The sequence below is a fragment of the Silvibacterium bohemicum genome (assembly GCF_001006305.1).
In the GTDB taxonomy this organism is placed as follows: Bacteria; Acidobacteriota; Terriglobia; order Terriglobales; family Acidobacteriaceae; genus Silvibacterium; species Silvibacterium bohemicum.
Map to the genome: position 1 here is coordinate 100595 of NZ_LBHJ01000019.1, position 17638 is coordinate 118232.

Consider the following 17638-nt stretch of genomic DNA (forward strand, 5'->3'; position numbering starts at 1 on the left):
GCGGTCAGCGATGGTTCGATACAGCAGGTCTGGTCAGCATGTAGATGTCCATGATCCAACCATGGCGCTGCCGCGCTTCGCGGCGTGTTGCCTCGATCGTTTCAGCTATATCATCGAGTTTCCCGGACAATAGAATCTCTTTCTCCGTTCCCAGGTACGCACCCCAGTAGATGCTGAGATTCTGTCCTAGAAGATGCTTGAAAGAGTTGTTGCCATCGAGCATGATGACGCTGTTTTCCGTCTCGGGTGGTAATCCGTTCGCGGCCAACTGCCGGCCGGTTGTGATGCTCACCGACTCCCCGATGCCGTTCAGAACGATCTTGTGTCTCGCGGCCAGAGACTGAAGGCTGGTGATTCCCGGAATCACTTCGTAGTCAAAGCTGACCTTGCCTCGCGCGATGACCTTCTCGACAATCCTCAGCGTGCTGTCATAGAGAGAGGGATCTCCCCACACTAAAATTGCACCGCAGTCTTCCTCGCCCAATTCTTCTGAGATGAACGCCTCGTAGAGAAGAGCTCTTTGTCGATGCCAAGCCTCCACACGCTCCGTATAAGACTCTATCGATGGATCGCGAACGGGGTCGACTGCTTCGACCACTCGATACGGTCTGCTGACATAGCGTTCGCATATCTCCTGGCGAAGCTTTACCAGATCGCTCTTGCTCTCACCTTTGTCCAAGAAGAAGAACACATCGACCGCATTCATGGCTCGGATGGCTTGCATTGTGACGTGCTCCGGATCGCCCGCGCCTATGCCGATGATGTAGAGCTTCCTCATTCTTGATGTATCTCCGGGTCAAAACTTGTCTATAAGAATACGACCCAGCGCTACGATTGCCTCCTGGACCGTTTCAACGGGCTGGGATGCATACTTGAATGGCCGGCCAATCATCACTACGGGGATGCCAAGCGACCGGCAAGCTTCAATCTTGGAATAGGTCGCCGGGCCGCCGCTGTTCTTGGACACCACGTAGTCAATGGAGTGATCGCGCAGCAACTGCACTTCGTCTTCGAAGCTGAATGGACCTCGCCGGAAGAGCAGTTTATGATTTTGCGGAAGCGGCCCGCTGGGTTCATCGATGACGCGAATCAAAAACCAGGTATCTTTGCAGTCGGAAAACGCCTCCAGTTCCTGGCGGCCGATGGAAAGAAAAACACGCGCGTCCTTCGCATCGATAAACTGAGCCGCGCTTCTGAAGTCGGCTACCTCGTGCCATTGATCGCCTTCGATGCTCTTCCACGCGGGACGAGCCAACAGGATCAGCGGCACTCCTGTCCGAGTACAGGCTGCCTCGGCATTTCGGCTAATCCTTGCCGCGAAGGGATGAGTTGCATCGATCACTGCGGCTATCTTTTCATTCACGAGATAGAGCGCAAGCCCATCGACACCGCCGAAACCTCCGACCCTGACCAATCCTTCTGGCAGCCTGGGTTCGGCGACGCGACCGGCGAGCGACGACACCACTGTTATGTCCTGTCTCTCTGCGAGGCAAGCGGCAAGCTCGGCGCCTTCTCCTGTTCCGCCGAGGATGAGGACGCGTGGGTGGGCCTGCTCCGGAGCAGCGGGGAGCCGATTGCCGGTTATCGATGCCTCGCCGCTTAGCTTCTGCATACTTCTCATTTTTCCTGAGCGTAGTTACGCGTCGCGTTCCCTGCCGGTCGAATAGAGATAGCTTTCTCCGAATCCAGGTTGACCGAGTGACTTCCCGACCAGGATGAGTGCGTTTCGATCCACGCCGGATGCGGCAACGATCTCCTGAATGGTGGACAAGGTTCCTCGCAGGATTGCCTGATCGGGCCAGGTCGCGCGAAAGACAACGACGACAGGGCAATCCGCTCCATAGAGAGGCAACAGCTGCGAGGTGACGATGTCCAGATTCGTGATGGAGAGATGGATGGCCATGGTCGCGCCCGATCTTCCCAGCGTCGCGAGATCTTCTCCGATGGGCATCGGTGTCGAACGGGTCGAGGTGCGCGTCAATATCAGCGTTTGCGCCACATGCGGAAGTGTCAGCTCCTGCCCTAGAACCGCTGCTGCGGCAGCGAAGGAAGGAACACCCGGCGTCACATCGTAGGGGATGCGCAACTCGGCGAGGCGGCGAATCTGCTCCGCCATGGTGCTCCATATCGACAGGTCGCCGGAATGAATGCGAGCGATATCATGGCCGTCTTTATTGGCCGCAACCATCTCCGCGATGATCTCGTCGAGGTTCATCTCCGCGGTATCGATCACGCTCGCTCCCGGAGGCGCATAGGCAATCACCTCTTTCGGAACCAGCGAGCCCGCATAGAGACAGACCTGCGATCTCTGAATCAGATCCCGCCCGCGCAGGGTGAGCAGATCCGCGGCTCCCGGGCCAGCGCCGATGAAATGAACGGTCATTGCAGCACCGCCACGGCACAGGTGCAGAGATGGCCGGTCCGGCGCGGCATGGTGAGCTTTGCATCCGGACCGAGAGCAGCCAAGGCCGAGGCCTCAGCGACGCTGGAGGTGCCGACCTTTTCCGCAGCCAGCGACGAATGAGTAATTACGCCGGAAACTTCGGCGAGTATGTTTGCGGGAAAGAGTTTCAAACTTAGTCCTAGTTCTTCCGAGACCGCTTGCGCGATGGTTGAGTGGCGATCGAGCGTTGCGAGAACGATATCGGGAGCGAGTTCTACTCCGCAGGTACGTATAAGGTCGAGCACATCGCCTGCCGTCGTGCGCGAAGAGCAGCCAATGCCTATCGAAACAGATCGGCTCATGGCTTCACCACCGCCCACTGCGTAATCGGCATGAACGGTCTCCATCCCAGCATGCCGCCCACCGGCTCGGCGCGAGCTACCTGGATGCGGGTCAAGTCACCGCCATATAACTTCTGCAAGCTGGAGAGCATGGCTTCGCTCTCTACAGTCACCGCGTTTGCGACCAGCCGGCCTCCGCTGGCCAGTCGATCCCAGCATGCTTCAAACATATCTTTGCTGAGCCCTCCTCCGATGAAGATCGCGTGCGGCACATTCATTCCAGCAAAGCTCGATGGAGCGCTGCCCATTACGACCTTCAGAGCCGGTACGCCCAAGTGCTTCGCATTCGTTTGAATTCGCTCCGCTCGCTCGGCTCGTTCCTCAAACGCAATGCAGGAGCAGGAAGGATGCACACGCATCCACTCGATGCCGATGGTTCCCGACCCTGCGCCAACATCCCACAGCAGTTGTCCCGGTAATGGCGCGAGTCGCGCCAGCGTGATCGCACGAACCTCTCGCTTGGTCAGCTGGCCATCGGATTCGAAAACACTTTCGGGCAAACCTGGGACTAAAGACAGAGGCATGCTGTCCGCATCTGCGGCGCAGAGCAGCGCAATCGCATTCAGATCGCTGCTGCGCTCCGCGGACCAGGATCGTGCGGCCTCTTCAATAACTTTCTCCGACGTGCCTCCGAGGCTTTCGAAGACGCACATGCGGCTCGATCCGTAGCCGCGGCTCGTCAACATCCGCGCCACCGCAGCGGGAGTTGCTCCATCTTCAGAAAAAACCACGACTCGCTGATCCGGATAGAGATGGCGATGCAGCTGTTCGATGGGGCGATTCACCAGCGAGACCAGGCCCGTCTCAGTCGCAGGCCAGCCCATTCGCGCGCATACGAGAGAGAAAGCGGAGATCTGTGGGATCACGCGGAACTCCGTCCGCGCCAGCTCGCGGGTTAGAGTCACTCCAACTCCGTGGAGCATGGGATCTCCGCTGGCCAAGACGACGATATTTTGCTGGCCTCTATGCTTGGTCAGAAGCTCCTGCACAGCAAGCATCATGGGCGATGGCCACGCTATTCTTGGCGCTGCTCCCGCAGGTACAAGAGCGAGATGACGCACGCCACCGAAGAGGATGTCCGCCGACTCGATCGCTTGCCTTGCCTCAGAGTTGAGACCGTCCCAGCCATCTTCGCCAATACCGACGATGGTCAACCAGCGCTGGACTGCGGTTTCCAGCGTTGCACGCGTGGCGTTTTGCATCGAGTCACGCACCATAGCTTCGCGGAGTGTAGATGAGCTGGCGGCCGTCTGCGAGCGAAAGATGGCGGGTTGTCGAGGATCCAACCAGAACCAATGTTTGCATGTCGACCTGCGACGTATCGAGCCTGCCCAGATCCGTGAAGACTACTTTTTCGTCGTCTCTGCCTACGCTGCGCGCCAGCACCACCGGCGTCTCAGGCGAGCGATATTCGGAGAGAATGGCCTGCGCCTCGGCCAACTGCCACTTGCGCTCCGAGGAAACCGGATTATAGATAGCCAGAGCAAAATCGGCGGAGGCCGCGGCGTGCAGGCGCTTGACGATGATCTCCCACGGCTTCAACCGATCGGAGAGCGAGAGCACGCAGAAATCGTGCCCCAACGGAGCGCCCACGCGAGAGGCTGCAGCCTGCATCGCCGACAGGCCAGGAACGATGTGGATGTCGAGCGCACGCCATGCCGACGGCCCTTGCTCGACCGACTCCAACACCGCCGATGCCATGGCAAAGATGCCCGGATCACCGGACGAAATGACGCAGACACGGCGGCCCGACTCGGCCAGCGACAGCGCATGGCGCGCGCGCTCGGCCTCGACCTTATTATCGGAGCCGTGACGGCCTTGACCTGGCCGCATAGGAACGCGATTGAGATAGGTGTGATATCCAACGAGGTCCGTTGCATCGCAGAGCGCCTGCTGAGCCTCCGGAGTTATCCATCCCGGAGAGCCTGGGCCCAATCCCACAACGGTGATTCGTCCTGGACCATTTGCAACACGATCCTTGTGGTTTTCACGCGAGTCCGGAATCAGAATCAGCGAGAAGTACGCGACGTTGAGCGGATCGACCTCGCTCAACTTCAGAATTCGCTCCGATGCCATCGTGGCTCGCTCGATGAAGAGCGCCTTGTCGCCCAGACCCAAACGGACAAGAACATTTCTAACCTTCGCAAAGTTGCGACCGAGCTTGATAATTGCAAAGGCGCTTGACGTATTCAGCCGCGCCGCCAATTCTTCTTCAGAAAGAGTTGCGGGCAACACCACAAGCTCGGTGTCTCGCCTTACCAGCGGAGTTCCAAGCCTTGCAGCTGCAGCCATAATCGAAGGAACTCCGGGGATCACTTCGGTCGCGAAGCGATGAGCGAGCCGATCGTGGAGATACATATACGATCCGTAGAAAAATGGATCACCCTCGCAGAGGATTGCCACGTTTCGGCCGCTCTCCAGATGAGCAGCGATCTGTTTCGCCATCTCGTCATAGAAGCCGGACATCGCGCCTTCGTAGCCGCCGGGATGATCGGTGAGCTCCGTGGTCACGGGATACATCATAGGCAATTCGATCTGCTCGCTCGTCAGCTCCGCGCTCACGATGGAGCGCGCGTTGCTCTGTCCAAGCTTCGTCGTCGGATACGCGATCACATCCGCTTGCCGGACCGCTCGAAGAGCTTTGAGCGTCACCAACTCAGGGTCGCCAGGACCCAGTCCTACTCCAAACAATCGGCCTATCATTTGCGCTTCGATCATTCTTCCTCACTGGCAAGCGCATTGACCGCGGCGGCAGCGATGGCGCTTCCGCCGCGGCGGCCGCGAATGGTTAGATACGGAAGGTTCAAGCGATTCGCGATAAGAGCCTCTTTCGATTCCGCGGCTCCGACAAAGCCTACGGGAACTCCGATGATGAGCGCCGGGCGCGATACGTGTCCCTCCAGCATTTCGAGCAGGTGGAAGAGTGCCGTTGGCGCGTTGCCGATCACAACCACTGAGCCTTCCAGCTTGTCACGCCACAACTCTACGGCTGCGGCGCTTCGCGTCGTCTGAAGCTTCTCGGCTAATTCCGCGGTGCGAGGATCGCCCAGCGTGCAGAGCACTTCATTGTCCGCACTCAACCTGGACCGAGTGACGCCGTTGGCCACCATCTTAGCGTCGCAAAGAATGGTTGCGCCGTCGCGAAGGGCCCGGAAGCCGATCTCTGCAGCTCCAGAAGAGGCCGCTACATACTGCGGGAGATCGGTCATTCCACACGCGTGAATCATGCGCACCACGACGCGGGCGAGATCCTGCGGAAAGGCCGATAAGTCCGCTTCAGCCCTGATAATGGAAAACGACTCGCGATAGATTGCAGCCGCATCTTTCTTGTAATTCATCTTCATCAATGAGTTGTAGCCTCGAGCTGTGCGTGGCATGCAGCGACAGCTTCAATCGCGTTCTTAGCATCGCAGTGCAATGCGACGGTGGTCCCGCGGAGTTTCAAAGAGTAGCCCGATTCATTCGCAATCAGCTCGGCCGTCGCGCCGTTTCGCATGGCGCACTGTTTTTCGCATCCCGAAATGTTCACCGACCAGCCCGGCCCCGTTTCACGGCCGGCGAGATTCTGCGCAAGCAACATCGCATCCGCTCTGACATCCGCGAATGACGCATCGCAGCCAAGCCCGGCACAGGCAGAAAGGCCGCGATAGCCGTCTCGTCCGTCGAGCGAAAGGCCTGCGTCTTCCAGTTGCCGGCTGATATTGGATACATCTTTTGAAGCAATGGCGCCGAGGACGATGCCGCGCCATGGAGCTAATCGCAAACTCGCGCCGCACTCGTTCGCGATTGCGGCGAGCAACTGCGCCTGTTGCGCATTCAATCTTCCCAGCGGGATCGAGGGGACGACGCTCACGACTCCAGCTTGCCGCGTTGCGTGGACGCCGATCGGCCAGTCTTGTTCGGCAATGACTTGTTCGGCGATGACCTGCTTCTCCGGTACATATGGCTGCATGAATGCGGAGAGGCCTTCAAGCATTCGCTCCCATGCTTCCGGAACGGCGGCGATTCGCTTGGCGCGAACCGGTAGTTCGAATTGTTTCGAAATTTGAAGACAGAGCTTCGCCGCTTCGATCATGCAATCGATCGCCTGATCGCTGGCCACGCTCAGCCCCGCAGGCAAGCCGCCAACAGCAAGATGAAAATGAGGTTCGCCCCCGCTCGTCACCGCCCGCAGTGCGAGGTCGTCGAGCTCGCGGCTGTACCACTTCCCGCCCCCGTCGAGCGACATGCTGAACTTGGGATGAAGCTCCGCCAGCATGGGATCTGCAGACAAACGAGCGTCCAGTTCGCGCACCAGGGGCGATGTGTCCAATAATTCGTCGCCGTCTATACCGGCGAAAGGACTGGCAATGATATTGCGGACTCGATCATGCGCTCGCGAGGGCAACATGCCCGCGGATTCGAGGCCCTCGACCGCGTGATTGAGATCCTTTTGCTGCATTCCTCGCAGCTGGACGTTGGCGCGGGAGGTGATCTCAACTTGTCTATCAGAGAGAGTCTCTGCAATCCTGGCAATCGCGCGCAGCTGGCTTGCATCGATCAACCCACCGGGGATTCGGATGCGAAGCAGCAGACCGTCTTTCGCAGGAACGGCATGGAGAATTCCTGGGCAAAAACTGTCGCCGACTCTCATCTAGGGAACGTCTTTCTGTCTCGAATGGCCGGGTCGGAGAGTGCAGCGCAGGCACAAAAGCTGCAATCACTCGACCTTCCCCTCGGAGGCGCGTGCGATTTATGCCCATTGGGACATTGCTTACGGCAGGTCTTCGGACTTGCAGGCTGCCTACTCGCCCCGGCTTTCCAGTCCTTTGCAGAACCAGTGCCTTGTTCGGGGCTTTCGTTCCTGCTTACCGCTGCGGGGCAGTTCCGGACTTCACCGGATTCCCTTTTCTGTCTGTTCGCGAGAAGCAGACACCGGAAGCATCTTCAGTATAGGGGAGTTGAATATCGATATCAACGCGGCGAGACAGGCGAGGATCAGTGGATCTGGCCCAAGTTCCTTCGCGCGGCGGCAATCGATGCGCACCTGTTACAGATCGGTGCCTTGAGCAAGCGGCATGGGGAGAACTCGCCCGGAGGTTCCCGTGCGGCTTGCGGCCTCCGGCATTTCGGCAGCCTTGCGCTTGGCGCGATACATCGACTGGTCGGCGTTGCGCTTCAGCTCTTCAGCCGTGTTTCCGTCTTGCGGATAGAGGGCGAGACCAAAGCTTGCCGATCCTTCGACCCGATGCTCATCCAACTGGAATGGCGGATCGAAGCAAGCCTGCAGGCGCTTCATGAGGGTGGTTGCGCTGGTGGATTGGGTCACCGGCGCAATCACCAGAAACTCGTCGCCGCCAATGCGCGCCAGCGTATCCGCGGAACGCATCTGTGCATGAAGGCGAGCGCCGATCTCCTTCAGATATAAATCGCCGATCTTGTGACCATAGCGATCGTTGACTTGTTTGAACCCATTGAGGTCGATGTAAACGATGGCCAGCTGTGCTTGCTGGCGCACCGCGTCTTCCAGGGCCGATTGCAGCTTGCTATCGCAGAGGCGCCGGTTAGGAAGCTCCGTGAGCGGATCGTGCGTGGAGTGATGAACTAGCTGCTGGTGGAGCTGCAGTCGCTCCACTGCGAGGGTCGCCAGCTCCGACAGCGTCGCGTACACCTCCTGCTGGTCCTCGGCAGGAACAAGATCGCGCGGCCCCGATACGACGACTTTGCCGATCGCATTGCTGACACCGCCAAGAAGCGGCAGCTCGAAATAAGTGAGCTCATCGGCGCCGCCGGTTCGCTCGTCGACACCCTTGGCCGGTTCGGCCTCCGGTGTGAGGCAGTAGGAGCATGCGAATCCCGGAAGCAACACCATCACCGATTTGCATATCTCCGCGAGAATTGCGTCAAGATTGTGGTTCGAGCTGATCTTTTCAAGAATCCTGCTGCGCTCCCCGGCCAAAACCATCGAACGGTTGATGCGATCGGTCTGGCGGCCTACCTGTTTTCGCAGCATGACCGCCCACACCGTGATCACCAGTGCCAACACCAGGAGTGCGCCCACGAGTCCGAAGAGGTGGCCGACCGTCCACCAGGAGGGTTCGGAGAGCACCTGAATGTCGGAGGCATCGCGCATCTCCAGATGAAAGAGGACCGGCGCCCGCCACGGGCCTCCCGGGACGATTCGGCAGATGCCGGCAATGCGTATGCGGCTCCCGATGGGGAACGTCGGCAGCGAGGTCTTGCCGCGCAGAGACCCGTTCACCAGATGCCCGTCGATATTCATCACCAGGGTGTTTGTTCCGCTATCTCGTAACTGGGAGACAAGGACTCCAGAGAGCGAAATCAGGTTGTCGCTATAGATGCCGCTGAATGCGTCTGCGTAGCTGACCGCCCTGGGTTCGATCTGCTCGTGGCCGCCCGTCTTGATCAGGATCGCCTGGCGAAGACTCGGAGCGTAATCGCGATTGCTAGGCAGCCCATAGGCGTCGACGACGTCGCCAATGGCAAGGTCGTTCGTCTCCCTCGTCTGAACGAAGATGCTTTTGCCATCTCCCTCCAGAACCGCTGCGTCGCCCTTGCGATAATACGTAACAGCGCCGCGCACTCTTACCCGGCGCGAAGTATCGTCGATCCTTTGAGCCTCAAAGACCTTGTCGATGTCAGTCAACGGAAGCTGATCGAGGTCGACCTTCGATGAGCTGAGACGATGGATTGCCGAGGCGTCCGGCGCGTAGAGCACAATCCCGGTGAGCTGCGTTTTGGCATCGAAGACGCCGCCGGCGACGGCAGTAATCTCAACCAGAGAGCCCAGCGCCGACTTAGGATCGAAGCCGGCGGAAGATCCCAGGTAGACCTCGACTTCGCCGCCGGCCAGCCCTACGTCCAGGTGCATGTAGGAAGCATTTTCGTGCTGCTCGATATCCAAAGCACGAACCTTGCCTCGGATGGTGACGAGCTGAGAATCTTCCTTGCCCGTAGCCAATTCCGCATATTCATAGCGGCGTGCGGTAAATTTCTGCCCGCGTCCGATCGCGCGGATGCTGGGGTCGGGTGCTATTTCCGTGCGATAGCCTTGATGAGTGACGCCGGTGATCTCTACCAGGTCACCATTGTGGATCGGGTAAGGGTGTGTGGTAGCTACGAAGACGCCGCCGCTTGCATCCTGGACAAAGAGATCGTAGTCGAGCGGGTCATAGTATGTGACCGTCCCCACCAAATGCACTTTGCCGCGGGAAGCCTGATCGGGCGGCAGTTCATGGATCTCAGAGGCGCGGGTCAGCTGGACGGAAGGCATCACAACCGGGGTGCTTTGCCCGAAGGCTAAGGCGGCGAGAAGCGCCAGGTGGGCGATCATCGCCAGTCGGATGGAGAAAACTACAGGCGGTCGATGCGATGCTTCTTTCCCCAAAACAGAGAACTTCCGCATTTGCAGCCTCGCTCGCAACCCGTGGGATAAACGTTCTCCAAGCATCTCTATCGGCTGGCGAGACCAGAATTCTACGTGCTTTTTGGAGAAAACCCCCTCAAATTGCCCTTTGCTGGATGCTCGAACGATCCCGACTGGCATTTTGGCTGGCACGCTTGGGTGGATCGCAGAAAAACACTATGCCGAGTGGCCTAGCTGCTCCATCCATCTGCGTTCTTTGAGATAACGGGAATTGCCGCGGTGCGCGCCTTGGTGGTCTAACCACTGCGAGGACTCTTCCCTCGCCGGGATGCGAAGAGATCTCAGGCCGAGGTCGTCTTATGCGGGCTGTTTCTTCGCTTGGCCACGCCCTGCCCGTTCTGCTTCGACGCGGGGCGCTCCAGTCCCTGAGCGGTTTCGGCCATGCGCAAATGCTGTTCCATGGCGCTACGCGCCTCCTCCGGCTTGCGCGTGCGAATGGCGCGATAGATCTCACGGTGCATCTCTGCGGATTCGCGCAGATCGCGTGAGCGCTCGGCGGTCTTGCGCCGCTTCTCATACATGGCAGAGGTTATCGTTTCCATGAGTGCAGCGAGAATCGGATTGCCGGATGCCTGCGCGATAATGCGATGAAAGAGCACATCATGGATGAGGTACTCGGACGGCGCGTCGACCGCGGCATACATCTCGGCCACTTCTTCCGCGAGCGCGGTGTGATGCTCTTCCCTGCCGCGTTCCGCCGCAAGCGCCGCCAGATTGCTTTCCAGGATGACGCGCGCCTCAAACATCTGCCACGGCTGGAAGCCATGCAGGGCGCCCATGAGCGAGAAAGACGACTTCCCAAATTGCGCCGGACCTTCAGCGACGAAGGTTCCCACTCCGTGCCGGACTTTCATCACTCCCATCGCGGCAAGGTAGCCGATGCCGGTGCGAAGACTGGCCCGGCTGATCTTGAGCGCGCGTGCGAATTCACGTTCGGGCGGAATTTTGTCGCCCGGCTGAAGGGAGCCGTTTTCAATGAGGGAGGTGATGTGGTTCACCACCTGCATGGTCCGGTGAGTATCGCTGACATCCTGTTTTTGCCCGGGCATTTTGAGCAAGCTCCTTCAATTCTTGCTGGAACCGGAAAGAACGAGCTTAGCACTGGTTTTTTTCGGTCGGAAGAAATTCTAGCCGGTCCTTTGACCATCCCGAGCGTGTATCCTAGTGGTCAGACCGCCGCGCACAGCGGCGTCCCAGGAGCCACGGCATTGCGGTTGAATAAATACTCCGTTGGAACCGGCGATCGGTTCGCACATCAGGCCAAAGCACAGCTGCAGGCATGTCTGCTGGCCTCGCAGCAGGGCGTCGAGGTGACGCCGGTATGGAACAAATCCAACCGCGAGCACACCATCATCGGCTCCGAGCCTACATCGACGCGACAGGCAGCCGACGCTGCGGTGAAGGCACTGCATTGGGAGAAGCCTTACTTCTGTGACGCCGACCACATTACGCTGCAGACGGTCGACCGTTTTCTCGCGCCTTGCGATTTCTACACCATCGATGTGGCCGATGCGATTGGCCAACACGCGCCCGCAAGCGATATCGACCAATTTGTGAACCGTCATCCGGAGCTCCTGGGGAAGATCCAATTGAGCGGCATCGATGAGGCGTTCGGCATCACCGCAGAACACCTGAAAAATACTGCGGAGAAATTTCTGGCTGCAGTCAAACAGGCTGGAAAGGTCTATCGCAAGATCGAAAGCGCGAAGGGCGCCGGCAACTTCATCCCCGAAATCTCGATGGACGAGACGGATCGTGCGCAGAGCCCGGTCGAGTTGCTCATTATCCTCGCTGCCATTGCGGATGAAGGGATACCGATTCAGACCATCGCGCCTAAATTCAGCGGCCGCTTCAACAAGGGCGTGGATTATGTCGGCGACGTGGCACAGTTCGAGAAGGAGATGGCGCTCGACGTGGCGGCAATTGCGTATGCGGTCCGCCAATATGGACTTCCGGATAATCTGAAGCTCAGCGTGCACTCCGGCAGCGATAAGTTTTCCATCTATCCCGCAATTCACGCCACCATGCGGCGGTTTGACGCAGGCGTACATCTCAAAACTGCTGGAACTACGTGGCTCGAAGAACTGATTGGTCTTGCCGAAGCGGACGGCGACGGCCTGGCGCTCGCGAAACAGATCTACGCGGAGGCCTTCGCTCACGCGGACGAGCTATGCGCGCCCTACGCCACTGTGATCGATATCGACCCGACGAAACTGCCCTCTCCGCAGGAGGTAGCCGTGTGGACGTCGGAACAATATACTTCGGCCTTGCGCCATGTTCCGGGATCACCGGCTTACAACAGCAGCCTGCGACAGCTACTGCATGTGGGCTTCAAGATCGCGGCAAAGATGGGCCACCGTTACCTCGACCTGCTTGAGGCCAATGAAGCCATCATTGCAAAAAATGTGACGGAGAATCTGTATCAGCGTCACATTGCGCCTGTCTTTCTTGGGCAGCGCTCCATCTAAAGAAACGACGGCTCCCGCGTCATTGGTCATGCCGGGAGCCATCTTTCTCTCGCCGCACCGACAAGGCCATGCTGCACAAAAGTCCATGACTCGCACCGTGGCTAGACCACTGATGTGCCATCGGAGCTCACCCGGTCCTACCCCTTCGCACTGCCCTTTATTTCAATCTGCGGTTTTCGCGCAATGCCCGATTCTCGGCAATCTGCAACTTTCGTTGTAGGCCGCGAACCGAAGAAGTACTGGCACTCCCCTGAAAAGTGCCGATGTTAATGCCTCGTTCCAACCCTTCAACATAGAGCCATTTGACACCGATGCGGAGTAGGTATGCTGCGGAGACTGAAGTACTCTCAACTTTTTATCCGCGCGATGGTGTGCGGTATTCCGACGATCTTCGCCGCATGGGCCATCACAGGATGCGGAGTTGGTTTGACCAACAACGGTGCAGCCTCGGCCATCTCTGCGCCAAGCAGCTCAGTCCGCGTTGGGCAGACGCTGCAAATAAACAACCAGTCGAAGCTCACCGGCTCTCCAATCACCTATTGGGTTAATGGAGTCCAGGGCGGCAATGCACAGCTGGGAACTATCGACGCCAATGGTTTGTATACCGCGCCGGGTAGTGTTCCCACTCCGAATAACGCAGTAACTATCACCAGCCTGGCCACAGACTTTCCCGACGACAAGCCGGGGTCGGCGGTCATCAGTGTCCTCAATCCGATTCCGATCATCAAGACGGTTACACCTACCGCTCTCACCGAAGGAACGACGCTGATCACCATCAGTGGGTCGGAGTTCGTCTATGGCGCACAGATTGTGTGGAACGGAGTACCTGTTCCAACCACGCTGGTCTCGGATTCTCAATTGGCAGCCACGATCGCTGCGCCCACTCCCGGCACATATCCGCTGACCGTCAGCAATCCCGATCCGGGCTCGGCCAATGCCGCTACGATCTCGGAGCAGGTAGGGCCCGGCCAGGTAGTGCTTACGTGGCAAACCACGAACGGCACCAGCGTACGCGTCAGCAATCCGCTCACCATCGGACTGATGGTGAACGGCACCAACAACACGGGCGTGACCCTGACCGCCAATGGAATTGCCGGAGGCAATGCGCAGATTGGCACTGTAGTATCGAATGCCGACGGCAGCGTAACTTATACCGCTCCGGCCATAGTGCCAAGCCCGAGTAACACTGTTCAGCTGACTGCGATTAGCGTAGACAATCGCAAGGTGTCGGCCTCGCAGAATATCAGCGTAATGAATCCGATCCCCATTCTTGTGTCAGCGACGCCCATGGCATTCAATGCCGGAACAAACACCGTAGTCCTCGCGGGCAGCAACTTCATCAATGGTGCGCAGGCCCTGGTCAACGGTGCGGCGGTATCGACGACGTTCAACAGCGGCGGACAACTGACTGCGAGTTTCACCGCTCCCAATCCCGGCAATCTCGATCTCCAGGTCTTGAATCCGAGCCCCGGACCTGCGGCTTCCACCGACCTGATCGCGCAGGTGAACGGCACTCTGCCGGTGCAATTGGTGTCGCCCCAAGACGCCTCTCGTTTTCTGGCCCAGGCGACCTTTGGTGCGACCGACGCCGATATCCATCACTTGTCGACGATCGGATTTCCCGCATGGCTCGGCGAGCAATTCAACACCCCGGCCACATTGCATGAGCCCTTCGTCGATCAGGCACTCGCTTTGTATAACCCGCCATGCAACGCCGGAGACATACAGTGCAATGCGTCACTCTTTGTTGACAACGCATCCGACGAGAACTATTGGCAGCAGAGCTTCTGGCAGCAGGCCTTGACTGGACAAGATCAATTGCGGCAACGCGTGACCTATGCGCTCTCACAGTTGTTCGTGATTGCGAGCACCAATCCCGGAGTCGCGGCCATGCCGCGAGGGATGGCCAACTATTACGACGTTCTCGGAGCCGACGCCTTCGGCAACTTCCGCCAGCTTCTGCAGGATGTGACATTGAATCCGATGATGGGCATGTTTCTGTCCATGCAGGGAAACGACAAAGGGGATGCTACGCGCGATCCGGATGAGAATTACGCACGCGAGGTAATGCAGCTCTTCACTATCGGTCTCTATCAACTCAATCCGGATGGCACGCAGAAGCTCGACGGCACGGGTCAGCCGATCCCGACTTACTCGAATACAGATGTCATGGGATTGGCGAAAGTATTTACGGGTTTCAGCTGGAATATCCCCGGCGACCAAAGCGACAATGCATGGTCGAACTGCTGCGTTTATGTCGGGCCCGGATTCGGCGAAGATATCCTGCCGATGCAGAGCTTCCCCAACCACCATTCGACGGATGAAAAAGATTTCCTCGGCGGCACCATTCCGGCGAACACGAATGCCGATCCTCTGGGCGATCTGAAGGTCGCGCTCGATACGCTCTTCAATCATCCGAACCTTCCGCCTTTCTTTTGCAGGCAGCTGATCCAGCATTTGGTCACGAGCAATCCCAGCCCCGCGTACGTGAGCCGTGTTGCTGCGGTATTTCAGGATGACGGCCAGGGCGTTCGCGGCGATATGCAGGCGGTTCTTCAAGCGATTCTCCTCGATGAAGAAGCTCGAGGCTCGGCAGCGGCCAGCAGCAATCCTCAATATGGCAAGGTGCGCGAGGCTATGGTTCGTTACACGGAGTGGGCGCGTGCATTTACTGCGCAATCTCGAACCGGATCGTTCAACCTGCGCACTACTGAAGATCCGATCTATGCGCTGGGTGAGATGACGCTGCGCTCGCCAACTGTCTTCAACTGGTTTGCTCCGGGCTACGTGCCTCCCGGCACCAGCATCGAGCAGGCCGGATTAACGGCGCCTGAAATGGAGATGACGGATGTGTCGACGGTGGTCGGCTATCTGAACTACATGCAGAGTGCGATTGGCGCAGGCTATAACTTCGGTCCCGACGTCTTTTCTTACTACTCGACTGAGATGGGCCTGGCTGCGACTCCCGATCAGCTGCTCGACCGCATCAATCTGCTGTTGATGGCCGGAGAGATGGACAGCACACTGCGCAGCCAGATTCTATCTGCCGTCGCTTCCATCCCCATACCTTCGGGAGATGAGAATGCGATCAACGCCGCCCTCTTGAGCCGCGTGCAGACGGCAATTTATCTCACCATGGCATCGCCGGCCTATGCGGCGCAGTTTTAAAGGGAGACGATGATGAACAAGCATGAGTTATCCCGGCGTCAATTTCTTCGCACCGCGTCGATGGCATCGATGGCTGGGCTTTCGGTCAGCCCTTTTCTCATTGAGCTGAACTCGGTTGCCGCCATGGCCCAGCAGAGCAGCCCTACCGATTACCGCGCTCTGGTCTGCATCTTCTTGCAAGGCGGCAACGATGGCCACGGAACGGTAATCGCAACCGACCCCGATTCGTTCAGCGCGTTTACGACGGCACGCTCCGGCGCGCCCGGCCTCGCCTACAGCCAGAGTGACTTGCTGCCGATCGTGCTGAAGACACCGCAGACCGGCCGCACCTTCGCGCTCAATCCTTATCTGACTGGCGTGCAGAATTTATTCAATGCTGGCCGCGCCGCGGTTATTGCGAACACGGGCACACTCATCGAGCCCGTCAGCAAAACTCAGGTCGTCGCTGGATCTGCTCCTTTGCCGGCTTCGCTGTATTCGCACTTCGATCAGACGGCCGCATGGCAGGCTATCTCGGCCACGGGAGGCAGCGCCGTCCACACCGGATGGGGTGGCGCGATGGCCGACCTGATCGCGTCATCGAATGCGAGCCCGGCGTTCACCTGTATCTCGACCGCGGGAGTTGCTCTCTTTCTCTCCGGCATAACTTCTTATCAGCTGAATGTAACTCCGGCGGGCCCCGTGCCGATCGCCGGTCTCGCGCAGCCGCTCTTCGGACAGCAGGCCGGATCAAATGCGCTCGCTTCCATCTTGAGCGCAGACGAGACCAATCTCTTCGCCAAGGAATACGGCGTGATGATTAACCGCTCGATCGCCGCGCAGGCCAGCCTCTCCAGCTCGATGCTGCCCGCCGGTGCTGGCGGCGTGCCAAACCCACCGCAATACCTCGATCCCATCACCAACGTCCTGACCAACAATGGCCTCGCAGCGTCGCTGCAAACGGTGGCACGGGTCATCGGAGGAAGAAGCGGCCTCGGCGTCAGCAGGCAGATCTTTTATGTGGAGCTCGACGGCTTCGATATGCACGAGAATCAGGCGCCACAGCATGCACGCCTGCTCACGCAGCTCGGCCAGGCGCTCGAATATTTCGACGGCCTGATGATCGCCGCAGGTCTCGGCAATCAAGTGACAACCTTTACCACTTCCGACTTTGGCCGAACTCTGACGGCCAATAGCAATGGGACTGACCACGGCTGGGGAAGCCACCACTTCGTTGTCGGCGGCGCGGTCAATGGACAGGATATGTACGGTCAGTATCCGGTGATCGGGTCGAATCAGGCCAACGATACGGGCGCGGGCCGGCTCATCCCGACTACAGGCGTCGAGCAGTATGCGGGAACACTCGCACGCTGGTTCGGGCTTTCGGATGGCCAGGTCAAAGAAGTATTTCCGAATTTCATCAATTTCGGATCGAACGCTTATATGGGCTTCATGAGCTGAGTTGGCGGCTCTACCCAGAGCAACAACATCGAGCACTCTTCCGCTATTCGGCCTGCAGTCATGTGTCGACCTGCATTGAAAATGGAAAGGCGGCCTCTATGTGGGCCGCGCTGTCCTCTGACTAAATTTTAGTGCAAGGGTTTGGTGCGGTATTCCAACGAGGGAACAAGGCAGAGTAAGCGCTGCAACAACGAAACACAATTATCCAAAATTTGCGGAATTTAGCTTTGGCTAGATCCCGGTTGAGAGCGGCCGGTCTCGATTCGATTGCCAGCAGAAGGTTTGGTGGGAACCAGCTTCATCGCGCCCAAGGGCCGCGCGCTCATTTTCTTCGAAGAAATGGATACGATCT

Annotated in this window: 13 protein-coding genes and 1 riboswitch; of the genes, 3 read left to right on the top strand and 10 right to left on the bottom strand. The window is 58.5% G+C overall.

Features of this window, described 5'->3' with window-relative positions; translation table 11 throughout:
* Positions 1–4: 4 nt before the first annotated feature.
* From cobF to XX99_RS22010, 10 genes are all read right to left on the bottom strand, one after another.
* Positions 5–778 (bottom strand): precorrin-6A synthase (deacetylating), encoded by a 774-nt coding sequence (gene cobF / locus XX99_RS21965; protein ID WP_050061567.1) that lies wholly within the window; start codon positions 776–778, stop codon positions 5–7.
* Positions 779–796: 18 nt separating this feature from the next.
* Complete coding sequence (locus tag XX99_RS21970; protein WP_082125830.1) at positions 797–1612, bottom strand: cobalt-precorrin-6A reductase; 816 nt, start codon at positions 1610–1612, stop codon at positions 797–799.
* Between the two features lie 24 nt (positions 1613–1636).
* Entirely contained in the window at positions 1637–2383 is a 747-nt protein-coding gene (gene cobM / locus XX99_RS21975; RefSeq protein ID WP_050061568.1) for a precorrin-4 C(11)-methyltransferase, read from the bottom strand.
* Positions 2380–2745, bottom strand: coding sequence for a cobalamin biosynthesis protein (locus tag XX99_RS21980; protein WP_050061569.1), 366 nt, complete (start codon positions 2743–2745; stop codon positions 2380–2382). The genes cobM and XX99_RS21980 overlap by 4 nt, the downstream gene beginning before the upstream one ends.
* On the bottom strand, positions 2742–3986 hold the full coding sequence (locus XX99_RS21985) for a bifunctional cobalt-precorrin-7 (C(5))-methyltransferase/cobalt-precorrin-6B (C(15))-methyltransferase (protein WP_050061783.1): 1245 nt from the start codon (positions 3984–3986) through the stop codon (positions 2742–2744). The genes XX99_RS21980 and XX99_RS21985 overlap by 4 nt, the downstream gene beginning before the upstream one ends.
* Positions 3987–3990: 4 nt before the next feature.
* Entirely contained in the window at positions 3991–5502 is a 1512-nt protein-coding gene (locus tag XX99_RS21990; protein ID WP_050061570.1) for a precorrin-2 C(20)-methyltransferase, read from the bottom strand.
* The gene (locus XX99_RS21995) at positions 5499–6161 is read right to left on the bottom strand and encodes a precorrin-8X methylmutase (RefSeq protein WP_231581559.1); all 663 of its coding nucleotides are present in this window, start codon (positions 6159–6161) and stop codon (positions 5499–5501) included. The genes XX99_RS21990 and XX99_RS21995 overlap by 4 nt, the downstream gene beginning before the upstream one ends.
* A complete protein-coding gene (gene cobG, locus XX99_RS22000) occupies positions 6128–7417 on the bottom strand; it encodes a precorrin-3B synthase (protein WP_050061571.1) in 1290 nt (429 codons plus the stop codon). The genes XX99_RS21995 and cobG overlap by 34 nt, the downstream gene beginning before the upstream one ends.
* A gap of 107 nt (positions 7418–7524) precedes the next feature.
* Positions 7525–7718: riboswitch (cobalamin riboswitch) on the bottom strand.
* A 95-nt stretch (positions 7719–7813) separates the two neighbouring features.
* Complete coding sequence (locus XX99_RS22005; protein ID WP_050061572.1) at positions 7814–10189, bottom strand: diguanylate cyclase domain-containing protein; 2376 nt, start codon at positions 10187–10189, stop codon at positions 7814–7816.
* Positions 10190–10491: 302 nt separating this feature from the next.
* Entirely contained in the window at positions 10492–11259 is a 768-nt protein-coding gene (locus tag XX99_RS22010; protein ID WP_050061573.1) for a FadR/GntR family transcriptional regulator, read from the bottom strand.
* A 159-nt stretch (positions 11260–11418) separates the two neighbouring features.
* On the opposite strand from XX99_RS22010, the gene XX99_RS22015 reads away from it, so the two are divergent.
* The 3 genes from XX99_RS22015 to XX99_RS22025 all read left to right on the top strand — a co-directional run bounded on the left by XX99_RS22015 (position 11419) and on the right by XX99_RS22025 (position 17286).
* Positions 11419–12678: a tagaturonate epimerase family protein gene (locus tag XX99_RS22015; RefSeq protein WP_050061785.1), complete on the top strand. Its 1260-nt coding sequence runs from the start codon at positions 11419–11421 to the stop codon at positions 12676–12678.
* A gap of 324 nt (positions 12679–13002) precedes the next feature.
* Positions 13003–15846: a DUF1800 family protein gene (locus tag XX99_RS27840; protein WP_197081930.1), complete on the top strand. Its 2844-nt coding sequence runs from the start codon at positions 13003–13005 to the stop codon at positions 15844–15846.
* Positions 15847–15855: 9 nt separating this feature from the next.
* The gene (locus XX99_RS22025) at positions 15856–17286 is read left to right on the top strand and encodes a DUF1501 domain-containing protein (protein WP_197081931.1); all 1431 of its coding nucleotides are present in this window, start codon (positions 15856–15858) and stop codon (positions 17284–17286) included.
* Positions 17287–17638 lie beyond the last annotated feature (352 nt).

Bases quoted from the DNA above. Each gene is read 5' to 3' on its own strand.
- cobF (WP_050061567.1), bottom strand. From the start codon at position 778: ATGAGGAAGCTCTACATCATCGGCATAGGCGCGGGCGATCCGGAGCAC.
- XX99_RS21970 (WP_082125830.1), bottom strand. From the start codon at position 1,612: ATGCAGAAGCTAAGCGGCGAGGCATCGATAACCGGCAATCGGCTCCCC.
- cobM (WP_050061568.1), bottom strand. From the start codon at position 2,383: ATGACCGTTCATTTCATCGGCGCTGGCCCGGGAGCCGCGGATCTGCTC.
- XX99_RS21980 (WP_050061569.1), bottom strand. From the start codon at position 2,745: ATGAGCCGATCTGTTTCGATAGGCATTGGCTGCTCTTCGCGCACGACG.
- XX99_RS21985 (WP_050061783.1), bottom strand. From the start codon at position 3,986: ATGCAAAACGCCACGCGTGCAACGCTGGAAACCGCAGTCCAGCGCTGG.
- XX99_RS21990 (WP_050061570.1), bottom strand. From the start codon at position 5,502: ATGATCGAAGCGCAAATGATAGGCCGATTGTTTGGAGTAGGACTGGGT.
- XX99_RS21995 (WP_231581559.1), bottom strand. From the start codon at position 6,161: ATGCCACGCACAGCTCGAGGCTACAACTCATTGATGAAGATGAATTAC.
- cobG (WP_050061571.1), bottom strand. From the start codon at position 7,417: ATGAGAGTCGGCGACAGTTTTTGCCCAGGAATTCTCCATGCCGTTCCT.
- XX99_RS22005 (WP_050061572.1), bottom strand. From the start codon at position 10,189: ATGCGGAAGTTCTCTGTTTTGGGGAAAGAAGCATCGCATCGACCGCCT.
- XX99_RS22010 (WP_050061573.1), bottom strand. From the start codon at position 11,259: ATGCCCGGGCAAAAACAGGATGTCAGCGATACTCACCGGACCATGCAG.
- XX99_RS27840 (WP_197081930.1), top strand. From the start codon at position 13,003: ATGCTGCGGAGACTGAAGTACTCTCAACTTTTTATCCGCGCGATGGTG.
- XX99_RS22025 (WP_197081931.1), top strand. From the start codon at position 15,856: ATGATGAACAAGCATGAGTTATCCCGGCGTCAATTTCTTCGCACCGCG.